Genomic DNA, 11932 nt, shown 5'->3' on the forward strand with positions numbered 1-11932 from the left:
TCAATTCAGTCTCTTGAACCCGGAATGGCAGACCGGCCCGCGGAGCAGACTCATAACGTCGCGGCCGTCCTCGCACTCCCGGATGAGCGCGAATACCGGATCGAGAGTCTCGAAGAACTTCTCGACGACATCCGGCGTGTGCTGCGTACAGGCGTATACGCTGTTGCTAGCGAGGTAGCCCTTGCCGAGCATCTCCTGGGTGATCAGCGTTTTGTAGGCGAGCGCGTTCGGGCTTTCGATGCTGAAACCGGTGAGCGCCGCAAGCCCCCAATGCGATATCTTCAGGCCGTGTTTGTCGGCGAGGTGCTGCCATCCAGCGCGAATATTGAGGCCAATCTGAGTGATCGTCTCCCACGATCGCGTGCGCTCCATCACCTCGAGAGTCTTCAATGCCGCCGCCGGGCCGATGCGCTCGGTCCAGAAGGTGCTGCTGATGAAGCTCGTCTGCGCGGCCTCCATGACTTCGCGGCGACCGATCGTCGCGGTGATCGCGTAGCCATTTCCCAGGGCCTTTCCGAACATCGCCATGTCGGGCTCGACGCCGTACATCTTGTGCAACCCTCCGAACGTCTGCCTGAAGCCCGACGTGCATTCGTCGAAGATCAGCACGATACCGCGCTTTGTCGCCAGCTCACGGACCTTGTGGAGAAAGTTGTCTTCCGGGCCCATGTTCCGTACGACTTCCATCTTGATGACACCGACGTCGTGCTCATCCACCAGCGCCAGCAACTCGTCGTATCGGTTGTAATTGAACGGCAGCACGGTACCGCGCAGTTCCTGTGGCACACCGTTCGGCTGCAGACCTGGGAGGAGGTGGCCAGCAAGGTTTTTCTGGTCCCCGAGGTTTGCCGCCAGATACCAGTCGTGCCAACCGTGATAGCCGCAGATCGCAACCTTGTCCTTGCCGCTGGCTGCCCGGGCAATTCGAATCGCGATCGCGTTTGCTTCGCCGCCGCTGCGTGCGAAGCGGGCCATATCGGCGAACGGGTGCATCTCAACCAGCTTCTCCGCGAGAAGAACTTCCTCTGGGCAGTTGAAAGTCGACATGTTGCCTGCCTCGACCACTTCGCGGACGGCTGCGTCAACCTCTTCGTGGCCGTAGCCAAGGGAATTGGTGCCAATCCCCATGATCGACATATCGGTGTACTCGTTGCCGTCGAGGTCCCACACCTTGCAGCCCTTGGCGCGGCTAAAATACGCGGGCCACTGGTCGGGTAGGAACATCTCCGCCCGTTTCGACAGCAGCATATTGCCGCCGGGAATAACCTGCTTGGCCCGCTTCCAGAGCTTCTGCCCCTTGCCCATCGTCGATCCTTCATTACGTTTGAGATGCTGGTTTCCGCCGAAAACATCCGGCCTGCCGCGCTGGTAGGCAAGCACGTCGCGCCAGCCAAAACTGGTCGGAGAATCGAAGTGCGCGAAAACTCGCTGAACGACCTCGAGATCAGCGGCTTCATCGACGGTCCAGCGCAGCGCGGACAAATCCTCTTCATTGCGCAACGAGCCGGTGAGGAAGCGGCCGGAATTGCGCAGGTAGGGAGTCACATGTTCTCGATCCGGGCCAGGAGCAGCATCGCGATGCGCCGTTTCGAGCGCCGTGAAGCTGAATACCTCGACGTCGAGGCCATCGGGGTACGTTGGCGGATCCACGTTCGAGAAATAGTCGACGCCGGCTCTTGCATAGCCGCGAATGACCTCGTCGACGACGCTGGCGTCAATCAACGGACAGTCTCCGGTAACGCGCACGACGGCGTCGGCGCCGGCGTGGCTGGCAGCTTCGTAGTACCGGGAAAGCACGTCATCCTCGCTACCGCGGTAACAGGTGACGCCGAGTTCGTTGAGGTGCGCAACCAGCGGCGCGTTCTCTTCGCGCTCCGAAGTCGCCACCACGATCTGGTCAATTTCCTTCGAGAGCGCCAGCCGGGCGAGCAGAACCTCGATAAGCGTCTTGCCACCGACGCGCAGCAGAACTTTGCCGGGCAGGCGGGTGGAGCCCATGCGGGCCTGGACGATGGCAACGGTCTTCATGAAATCCGCCAGCGGGGAGGAATGACAAGGTCTGGATCGAGGCTCCGGAGCGATGGGGGCGCGCCCGGTCCTTCGCACGCAGCAGAGAGGATCTCGTCGAGCTGGCCCGGTGAAGTGACCCCCACGACGACTTGATCGATGCCCGGCTGTGCCAGCACATGAGCCATGCAGGCTCGCAACGGCGTCATGCCGGTCTCGGCGAGCCAAGCCTCCCACGCTGTCCAAAGCTCGGTCCAACGTTTGAAATAGGCAGGCCGCGAGTCCGCCCCCATGAGCAACAAGCCCTGCATGAACGCAGAACGCGCGTGGAACTCGCAACCCTTGTCCTGCAGCCTGGCGAGCCAGCTTGAGTCGGCCAGCCGCCGGTCGACGACATTGAAGGGCCCTTGGACAATGTCAAACGCAAAGTGCCCCGAAAGCGCATCGAGTTCTTCCGGGCCATAGATCGAAATGCCGATCTTCGTGACCAAGCCATGCGCCCGTGCGCGCTCGAGCGCTGCGAACAGCGATGCGCCTCCTGGCAGCAGGAGTTGCTGTGGCCGATGCAGCAGTAACGCGTGCAGTCGATCCACGCGCAGTCGCAAGAGTGAGGCCCGCAACTGTGCATCGACCCACGCGCCGATGTCTTCGCAGCCTTCCGGATGAGCCGGCAACTTTGAAACCACGCGCCAGCCATCGACGCGGTGTCGGCCCAGCACCTCTTCGCTGCTCCCGTAGGCGATCGCGGTGTCCAACGTTCCCATGCCTGCGCGCTCACCAAGCCGGAGAATCTCATCGACCCGGGAATCGGCAACCTGGCCTGCTTCGTTGCTGACGCCGTAGGCCAGGCCGAACTGGGCCGTCCCGAGCGCGATTCTCGCAGGCGTGCAGTTTTGCCCACCCAGCTGGATCATAACTGCTGGCTCGGAACCGGGTCAGAGAAAAAGGCGGGATTGAAGCAGCTTACGACGATCCGGTCCTGAGGCTCGCCATTGATCAGGTGGTGCCCGCGCAGCCGTCCCTCGACGACCCACCCCGCCCTCGTATACGCCTTGATTGAGCCCACATTCTGATGAACTATCCCTGCGCTCAGCTTTCGCAGATTGAGTGTATCGAACGCAATACGCGTACCGACAGAAACCGCCTCAGTGGCAAGGCCGACACCCCAGTACCGCCTGTCCCCGATAACCGTGGAAAGATCGGAAACCGAATGTCGCCATTGAATTGGACCTAGCTTCACGTTTCCGATGTGGCGGCTATCTGCCTTATGCATGACTGCGAGCATGAAATAGCTGTTCGATTCGCGGCCCGCGCGAAGGTGTTCGATGGCATCTTGGCGAGTGATTCTTTTCGAGTCGAGAAATTCCGTGACTAGCTCGTCTCGGAACCAAGACTCGTATTGGTCGCCTATGTCGCTTTCGCGCAGCAGTCGCAAGTAAATTCGCCCACCGTCATCGTAGATCTTCGACTCGTCAAGCTGCATGGTTTGCCTCGCTCACTCAGAGATAGCACTGCGGACGGCATTGACGACGTGGACCAGGCTGGTCTTGGTCAACGCCGGGTACAGCGGAAGGGTGATTGCTTCGGCGCAGTACCTCTCCGCTTCCGGGAACATGCCCGCACCAAAGCCAAGACGGCGGTAGTAGGGCTGCATGTGGACGGGCATGTAATGCAAGTTGACACCGACGCCGGAGGCGCGCAGCGCGTCAAATACTTGACGGTGGCCGCGGGGCCCACCCTGCGGTAGCCGGATCACGTAGAGGTGACGCCCTGAATAGCTGTCCGGGTGCTGCCAGGGGCGAGTCACCGCGATGTCGGCGAACAGCGCATCGTATTCTGCGGCGAGCTCATTGCGCGTCGCCACATACTCGTCAAGCCGGGTCATCTGACTCACGCCGAGCGCCGCCTGCAGATCGGTCATCCGGTAATTGAATCCAAGATCAATCTGCTCGTAGTACCAAGGCCCCTGCGATTCGCCCTCGAACTGATCGGGATTGCGGGTGATGCCGTGGCTTCGCAGCAGCGCCATCCGTGCCGCCAGACCGTCGTCGTTGGTCACGGCCATACCGCCCTCGCCCGTGGTGACAATCTTCACCGGGTGGAAGCTGAAGATGGTGATGTCGCTGTATCGTCCGCCGCCGATGAACTCTCCGCGGTATTTGCCACCGATTGCGTGTGAGGCGTCTTCGATGATGCGGAATCCATAACGCTGGCCCAGCCGATGAATTGCGTCCATATCGCAGGGCTGGCCGCAGAGGTGCACTGGAACCACGACCTTCGGCAGGCGCCCTTCGCGCTCCGCGACCTCGAGCTTGCGTTCCAAGGCTTTCGGGCAGAGATTGTATGTCCGAGGATCAATATCGACGAAATCTACCTTCGCGCCGCAGTACAGGCCGCAATTGGCCGAGGCCACGAACGTGATGGGCGAGGTCCACAACCAGTCGCCCGGCCCGAGGCCAAGAGCAAGGCAGGCCACGTGGAGCGCTGACGTCGCACTGTTCATCGCCAACGCGTGCTTCGCGCCGACGTGATCGCCTACGGCCCGCTCGAAGGCCGGGACGGCCGGCCCCTGCGTCAGGAAATCCGAGCGCAGGACGTCGACGACAGCGTCGACATCCGCTTGGGTGATCTGCTGTCGTCCGTAAGGGATCACTCAGTCGACCCCAAACTCGGCATCCACGTGCTCGCGGATGAGGACGCGCAGTTCTTCTTGCGTCAGAAAGTGAAGGTTAGTGCCGCTGTTGTACGCGTAGCCGGGCGGAACCGGGCTGCCACCATGCTTGGCGCAGTAGGACTCGACACTATATCGGCCCGCAGAAGGCAGGATCGCATAGTAGCGGCCGAGGTCGACCGTGTTGAAGCTGTCGCTTGCGGTGATCATTTCCTCATGGACCTTCTCGCCCGGGCGGATCCCGACGACGGGGTGTTCACACTCGGGGCCAATGGCGTGAGCCACGTCAGTGATCCGGTAGCTGGGAATCTTGGGCACGAAAATCTCGCCACCGGCTGCGTTCTCGAGCGCCCACAACACCATGTCGACGCCTTCCTGAAGACTGATATTGAAGCGAGTCATCTCAACGTCAGTGATCGGCAGAATCCCCGTGGATCGGCGCTGCAGGAAGAACGGAATCACTGACCCGCGACTGCCCATTACATTTCCGTAGCGTACGACGCTGAAGCGCAGGTCACGCTTACCTTTTATGTTGTTGGCGGCGGTAAATAGCTTGTCCGAGCAAAGCTTCGTGGCGCCGTACAGATTGATCGGTGCGGCAGCCTTGTCCGTCGAAAGTGCGACGACATTTTGCACTCCGCGGTCCAGACACGCCTCGATCACATTCTGGGCTCCGAGGATATTGGTCTTGATGCACTCGAAAGGGTTGTACTCTGCAGCTGGCACCTGCTTCAGAGCAGCTGCATGCACCACAATGTCGATTCCTTCCATCGCCCGGCGAAGACGATCGGCATCGCGGACGTCGCCGATGAAGTAGCGCAGCGCCGGATAGGACTCCACTGGGAACTTCTGCGCCATCTCGTACTGCTTGAGCTCGTCGCGGGAATAGACCACAAGGCGGCGAACCCCCGGAAACCGCTCAAGCACTGTCCTGACGAAGGCTTTCCCGAACGAACCCGTGCCCCCAGTAATAAGTATTGATTTTTCGTTGAGCATGTTCTTATTCCATTTCCCAATTCATTCATTCTGAAGCGCATTCGGTAGCGAGCGAATGTTGCTTGGCCGACGACTCGAAAAATAGCAGAGCCTCAGAGCCTGCCATCGACCAAAGGTTGCGGATAGACGCACTTAGCGTCGTAGACGACACAGGTTGCCTTTCCAAGGCATCGGACCCAATCGAATCCACGCTCGGCAAAAACACTGTGCGCGACTGCAATAACCATCGCATCATAAGAACCCTTCGTGAGCTCTCCAGCCATCCGCAGCCCGTACTCCGCCAGCGCCTCTTCTGAGCTAACCCATGGATCGTGGACGTCCACCTCGATGCCGCAGCTCCTGAAAGTGTCGATGACATCCACGACGCGTGTGTTGCGCAGATCCGGACAGTCTTCTTTGAACGCAAGCCCCAGCACAAGGACCTTGGCACCGACCGGATTGACGCGCTTTCGCAGCATCAGCTTTATCACTTGATCTGCGACGTATGCGCCCATCCCATCGTTGGTACGGCGGCCGGCAAGGATGACATCAGGATGATGCCCCACCTCCTGGGCCTTATGGGTTAGGTAGTAAGGATCCACCCCGATACAGTGCCCTCCGACCAAGCCCGGCCGAAATGGCAGAAAATTCCATTTCGTTCCAGCAGCCTCGAGCACCTCCAATGTATCGATGCCAAGCCGATTGAAGAGGATTGCCAGTTCGTTGACGAGCGCAATATTGAGATCCCGCTGCGTGTTCTCGATGACCTTTGCAGCTTCCGCTACTTTCATGCTGCTCGCCTTGTGCGTGCCTGCAGCAACAATCGACCGGTAGAGCTCGTCGATGAAGTTCGCAGCTTCCGGTGTCGAGCCACTGGTGACCTTTTTGATGGTGGAGACGCGGTGAGCCTTGTCGCCAGGATTGATTCTTTCGGGGCTGTACCCCGCAAAGAAGTCCACGTTAAACACAAGATCGGAGGCCTTCTCGAGCACTGGAATACAGACCTCTTCTGTGCAGCCGGGGTACACGGTGCTTTCGTACACCACCACGTCGCCCTTCTTCAGCACGCTGCCAATGGCCTCGCTGGCCTTCACCAGCGGGGTCAGGTCGGGGCGCTTGGCCGAATCAATGGGCGTGGGCACGGTAACGATGTAGATGTTGCAGCCGGCAATGTCGGCCAGTTGGTCGGTGTATTTCAGCTTCGGGCTGGCGGCCAGTTCCTCGGGGCTGCACTCAAGCGTGCTGTCCTTGCCCTCGCGCAGCTCGGCCACGCGGGCGCTGCGGATGTCGTAGCCGGTGGTGTCGAAGTTTTTTCCGAACTCCACCGCCAGCGGCAGGCCCACGTAGCCCAGGCCGATGATGGCAATGCGGGACTCTTCCAGCTTCTTCATTCGTTTCCCTCGGTTTCGGGCACGCTACCGCCCTACGGTTGCAAAGGCGCTTCCGTAAGGCCGTTTGATGACCAGGTTGTCCCCCTGCGTCAGGCGGCCTGGGCCGGCCCGACGGGTTCCAGCACGTAGTTGGGCAGCGCCACGCTTTGCACGCCGCCCAAAATTTCCAGCAGCACCAAGGCGCGTTGTTCCCCCTGCGCCTGGGTATAGATGCCCTGCAGCCCCGCCAGCGGGCCGTCGGTGATGGCCACGCGTTCGCCCGGCAGCAGCCGGCGCTCGGGCAGCGTGATCAGGCCGTCGGCGTTGGCGTCGGCTTGCAGGCGTTCAATGAATTCATCCGGCACGGTGGCCGGCAGGCCGGCGGTGCGCACCAGGCCCACGGCGCCCTTGGTGGAGCGCACGGGTGCCAGGCTGGTGGCTTCGGCGTCGGCGCGCAGGAACAGGTAGCGCGGGAACAGCGCTTCCACCACGGTTTGCCGGCGGCCGCTGCGCAGCAGGGTGCGCTGCAGGCGCGGCAGCAGGCATTCGAAGCCCTGGCGCCGCAGGTGTTCCAGCGCCTGGGCTTCGGCGCGCGGCTTGGTGTGCACGCAGTACCAGCGTTGCATGTCAGCCGCCCTCCACTTCGCGCTGCAGACGCTCAATTTCCTGGCGCAGGGCGTCGTATTCGCCCATCTTGCGGGCCAGGAAGCGCTTGGTCAGTTTGGCCTTGGCTTCGATGCCGCGCGGGGTCAGCAGGTAGGCGTAACCCAGCTTGTGCTCGCTGCGGCTGAAGTTGCCCACTTTCACCCAACCCTTGTCCACCAGCGCGCGCAGCGCGTAGTTCAGGCGGCCGAGGGAAACGCCGGCATGCAACGCCAGCTCGCGCTGGTTCACAGCGGGCGAATCGGCCAGGCGGCGCAGGATGGTGATGCTCAGTTCGTCGGCAACGGGGGGCATGCGGGCGGTGTTCACGGATTGAACAACGGCCCCAGCCTAGCTCCATCCGGTGCCCGGGACAAACGAATTTCTCGCATGGCCATTACCTGCGCGGCCAGCACCCCAGCCACGGCCAGCAGGGCGCTGGTGCGCAGCGGGTAGTCGCCCAGGGAATGCAGGGCCAGCAGCAGCAGGCCCACCCAGGCGGCGCGGGAAAGGGTGCGCGTGGTGGTGCTGGCTTCGGGCTGCTTGCGCCATACCTTCCAGCCGCTCACCAGCAGCCCGCCCACGGCGGCGCCCACCAGAGCCCAGCCGGGCCAGCCGCCTTCCAGCCACAGTTCGGCCCAGTCGTTGTGGGCGTGGTTGATGTACACGCTCACGGGCGCAGGATCTTCGGCTTCAAAGGCGCGGCGGAAGCCGCCCAGGCCGGTGCCCAGCGGCGCGTGCTGCCGCGCCACGCTTTCGACCACGGGCAGGTACTGGAAACGGGCATCTTCCAGCGGGTCTTTCTGCAGCCGCTGCAAGATGCCGAACAGCGCGAACTGCACCGCCAGCGTGAAGCCAAGCGCCACGGCCACGGCCAGCACGCGGCGGGTGCCGCGGCGGCGGCGCAGCTGCAGCGCCAGCGGCAGGCTCAGCAGCAAACCCAGCATGCCCAGCAGCAGGCCGGCGCGGGAACGGGCCATGGCAATACCCAAAATCAGCAGCGCCACCAGGCCCACACCGGCCAGCAGGCCCAGCACGGTGCCCGGGCTCCAGTCTTCGCGGTGCTTCAGCCACAGCGCCGTGCCCACCACCACGATTGGCAGCGCCACCGCCAGCAGGCTGGCCAGGTGGTTGCGGTTGGCGAAGAAGCCCACGGCTTCGGTGGGATTCGTGTTGCTGTAGAAGCGCAGCGCGCTGTCGGGCCCGCCGAACAGCTGCGCCAGGCCCAGCACCACGCTGAGCGCGGCGGCGGCCACCAGCAGCTTCAGCAGGTTTCCGCGCTGCTGGCTGGAAAGCTGCAGGCCGGCCAGGAACAGCGCCACTGCGGGCAGCAACCACGCGAAGGCGCGTTCGGTGGCCAGCGGCACCAGGCTGATGCGGTGCGCCGCTCCCACGCCGGCGGCGGAGAGTTCGGTAGCCAGTTCATCGCGCGCGTCCGGCAGCAGCCACACGCTTTCCGGCAGGGGCAGCAACTGGAGTGCCGGCAAGGCCATTGGCAGCGCGGCCAGCCAGGCCAGGCGCGGCAGCTTCGCTTCGGGTTCGCTGGCATGCCGCCACAGGCACAGCGCCAGCAGCGCCAGCGAAAGCAGCTGCACCGCGCTGTCGGCCACCGTGCCCTGCCCGCCGCCCAGCAGCAGCGCAGCGGCCAGCACCACTGCGGCCAGCGGTGCCTGCAGTTTCGCGGGCAGCGGGGTTGGATCCATGGCGTGCGCGGGGGCCGGTTGTGAACGGGGGGTTCACTGGATGATAGCGGACGCACGCGGCGGGAAAACGCGGAAACTTTCGCGCTTGTACTTACTGCACGGCGCAGGCCTGGCGCCGGTCGGGCCTGAAGGCCCTCCGACAGATGAAAAAGGCCACCCGGAGGTGGCCTTGTTCTTGTGCGATGACGCGGCGGCCGTTACGGGCTGGCCGACGGATCCGGCTCGATGCTGTAGTCGTCGCCCGAGGCCTCGGCAATGATGAGCGCGAGCGCGGTGCCGAACACGGCATAGGTGACGCCCGTGGACTTCCGGGTCACGTTGTAGCGCTTGTTGTCGTCGCCCGGGGCCTGGGCCACGGTGGGGCCCACCTGCTGCAGGCTCACCACGGCGCCGGTGCACGGCGACTGGGCCGGCAGTTCCGCCAGCGTGCCGGCGATCAGCGGCAGGGCGCAGCCGTCGGCATAGGTGACGGTGGCGCTGGCGCCTTCCATGACCATCACGCGGTCGCCGGCCATCAGGGCCTGGGCGTCGGTGGCGGTGACGAATTCTTCGCCCTGGTTCACGAGCACGGTGCCTTCCTGCGCGGACAGCGTGGCCACGGAGTCGGCCGCGAACGCGGAGCCGGCCAGCAGGGTGGCGGCGACGAGGGTGCTGAGCTTGATCATGGCGGTGCTCCTATCGGGGGGCGCTGTCAGGGACAGTTGGGTCGAGGTTACGTCCGGACGGCGGGCGATGCAAGCGAGAATTTTGCTCACTGCCCTGACCGATCAAGGGTTTAGCTATATGAACAGGCTACGGAAGACGGCTGATTTTCAGGTCATCGAACCAGGCCCGGCCGCCGATGCGCTGTTCGGCCGGGATGCGCGCCGGCAGCCGCAGGGTAAGCCACTGGCCCTCGCAGCCGGGCGGCACCTCGAAGGCCAGCTCCAGGGTGCGCCAGGGGGTGTGGCCCAGCAGCGGCGGGGTTTCCCCCAGCGGCTTGCCGCCGGCCACGCAGGCCAGTTGCCACACCAGGCCGCGGTCGGTGCGCAGGCTGTCGGCCTTGGCCTGGGCTTGGAACCGGTAACGCCCGGCCGGCAGGGCCAGCATCTGGCGCACGTGGGCGAAGGGCACGCGGCGGTCCTCGAAGGCCACGCGCAGGGCCACGCGGCCGCCCGCCCCCTCGGTGGACAGGCGTTCGATGCGGGCGCCGGGCACGCGGGCGAAGCGCCAGTCGAAGCCCACCGGGGCGGGTTCGTGTTCGAAGCCGCCGTTGTAAACATTGCCCAGCGCGGCAAGTTTTTCCTTGGGCAGCTGGCCGGCCCACAGCAGGTAGGCCTGCCCCACCCGGCCTTCGCGCACCAGGCGGTCGAGCCAGGGGCCGAGTTCGTTGTCGGCCAGGCCGCCGGGGGTTTGGCGCAGTTGCTCGAACAGCGGGGCCATGGCGGCGGCGTCTTCGCCCTTGCTGCTGGCCAGTACCAGGAAGCGGGCACGCCAGGGCGGATTCTTCGCCAGCGTGTCGGCCAGCGCGGCGTGGGCGGGCGGCGCGCCGGCCAGGGCCAGCAGCAGCGGTTCGAACCGGGTGAACAGGTTGGGCTGGATGCGCAGCAGGGTGTCGAGGTGCGGCATCGCCTGGGCGGGGCGGCTGGCCTTCAAATGGTGGTCGAGCAGCCAAAAGTGCGCCGGACGGTCGCGCGGGGCGCGGCGGGCGGCCAGGGTGAACAGCCCGGCGGCGCGGGCTTCGTTGCCTTCGGCCGCGGCCAGCTGGCCCAGCACGCGGTAAGGGCGCCCGTCGAGCGGATCGGCGCGCAGCGCACGCCGCGCATACTCGGCCGCCATCTCCGCATCCGCCTTTGTAGGAGGGCCTTCAGGCCCGACCCGCCCCAGCGCCTCCGCCCGCGCCAGCAACGCCTCGGGATGATCCGCCCGCCAGAACAACGCGCGCTCCGGACTACTGCGCGCGTAATGGTCGGCCAGGCCCAGCGTGGCCACGCGCCAGCCGGCGAACAGCAGCGCCACCAGCACCAGCCACCGCCAGGGCGGGCGGCGCGCTTCAGTCATGGAGGATGGCCTTGATGCGCAGCGCGCCGTTTTCGTAAGCCAGGTCGAAGCGGATGTCGCCGCGGCTGGTGCTGGGCAGCCAGCGGCCGGGGCGCTTCACCTTTGCTTCGTATTTCGCCAGCACGGTGGCGGTGGTTCCATTGGCCAGCCAGCCGGTGGTTCGCAGCTGGATTTCGCGGCTTTCGCTGCCGGAAAACAGCTCCTGGTAGTCGTAGGCAATGGCGTCGCGGTTGCCGCGGTTGTTGGTGGCGTCGCGGGTGAACAGGCGCATGAGCGTGCGGATGTCGCCGTTGGCATAGGCGGCGGTGTACTGGCTGAGCACGGCTTGGGCGGCGGCTTCAGCGATGGGGGCCGGCGCGGCGGGTTCGGCCGCGGGCGTGGCGGCAACGGCGGATGCCGACGAGGCGACGGCAGGTGCCGCGGTTTCCGTCATCGCTGGTGTCGCCACCATCCCTGTAGGAGCGGCTTCAGCCGCGACGCGCTTGGGCGGGATCTCGGTGGAAGGCGTCGCGGCTGAAGCCGCT

At 64.4% G+C, this 11932-nt stretch carries 12 protein-coding genes; all 12 read right to left on the reverse strand.

Annotation, left to right across the window (positions count from 1 at the left end; all coding sequences use genetic code 11):
- Positions 1–2028, reverse strand: a complete 2028-nt coding sequence (locus tag N790_RS07875; protein ID WP_043802916.1) for an aminotransferase class III-fold pyridoxal phosphate-dependent enzyme — start codon at positions 2026–2028, stop codon at positions 1–3.
- Positions 2025–2921, reverse strand: a complete 897-nt coding sequence (locus N790_RS07880) for an aldo/keto reductase (protein WP_052385791.1) — start codon at positions 2919–2921, stop codon at positions 2025–2027. Before N790_RS07880 ends, N790_RS07875 begins: the two co-directional genes overlap by 4 nt.
- Positions 2918–3490, reverse strand: coding sequence for a GNAT family N-acetyltransferase (locus N790_RS15635; RefSeq protein WP_084062771.1), 573 nt, complete (start codon positions 3488–3490; stop codon positions 2918–2920). Before N790_RS15635 ends, N790_RS07880 begins: the two co-directional genes overlap by 4 nt.
- A 12-nt stretch (positions 3491–3502) precedes the next feature.
- A complete protein-coding gene (gene pseC, locus N790_RS07885; RefSeq protein WP_043802918.1) occupies positions 3503–4660 on the reverse strand; it encodes a UDP-4-amino-4,6-dideoxy-N-acetyl-beta-L-altrosamine transaminase in 1158 nt (385 codons plus the stop codon).
- Positions 4661–5674 carry a UDP-N-acetylglucosamine 4,6-dehydratase (inverting) gene (pseB, locus tag N790_RS07890; protein WP_043802921.1) on the reverse strand — a complete coding sequence of 338 codons (1014 nt, stop codon included), beginning with the start codon at positions 5672–5674 and terminating at the stop codon, positions 4661–4663.
- Between the two features lie 92 nt (positions 5675–5766).
- Positions 5767–7044, reverse strand: a complete 1278-nt coding sequence (gene tviB / locus N790_RS07895) for a Vi polysaccharide biosynthesis UDP-N-acetylglucosamine C-6 dehydrogenase TviB (RefSeq protein WP_043802923.1) — start codon at positions 7042–7044, stop codon at positions 5767–5769.
- Positions 7045–7133: 89 nt separating this feature from the next.
- Positions 7134–7649: a transcription termination/antitermination protein NusG gene (gene nusG, locus N790_RS07900; protein WP_043802926.1), complete on the reverse strand. Its 516-nt coding sequence runs from the start codon at positions 7647–7649 to the stop codon at positions 7134–7136.
- A 1-nt stretch (position 7650) separates the two neighbouring features.
- Positions 7651–7980, reverse strand: a complete 330-nt coding sequence (locus N790_RS07905; RefSeq protein WP_043802951.1) for a MarR family EPS-associated transcriptional regulator — start codon at positions 7978–7980, stop codon at positions 7651–7653.
- An 11-nt stretch (positions 7981–7991) separates the two neighbouring features.
- Positions 7992–9368, reverse strand: coding sequence for an O-antigen ligase family protein (locus N790_RS07910; protein WP_156969999.1), 1377 nt, complete (start codon positions 9366–9368; stop codon positions 7992–7994).
- 197 nt (positions 9369–9565) lie between these two features.
- Positions 9566–10033: a hypothetical protein gene (locus N790_RS07915; protein WP_043802929.1), complete on the reverse strand. Its 468-nt coding sequence runs from the start codon at positions 10031–10033 to the stop codon at positions 9566–9568.
- Between the two features lie 127 nt (positions 10034–10160).
- Entirely contained in the window at positions 10161–11408 is a 1248-nt protein-coding gene (locus tag N790_RS07920) for a tetratricopeptide repeat protein (RefSeq protein ID WP_156970000.1), read from the reverse strand.
- A partial coding sequence (locus N790_RS07925; RefSeq protein ID WP_211251972.1) for a Cif family virulence factor occupies positions 11401–11932 on the reverse strand: 532 nt, incomplete at its 5' end. The genes N790_RS07920 and N790_RS07925, both read right to left, overlap by 8 nt.

The organism is Arenimonas malthae CC-JY-1, assembly GCF_000747075.1.
Classification (GTDB): Bacteria; Pseudomonadota; Gammaproteobacteria; order Xanthomonadales; family Xanthomonadaceae; genus Arenimonas; species Arenimonas malthae.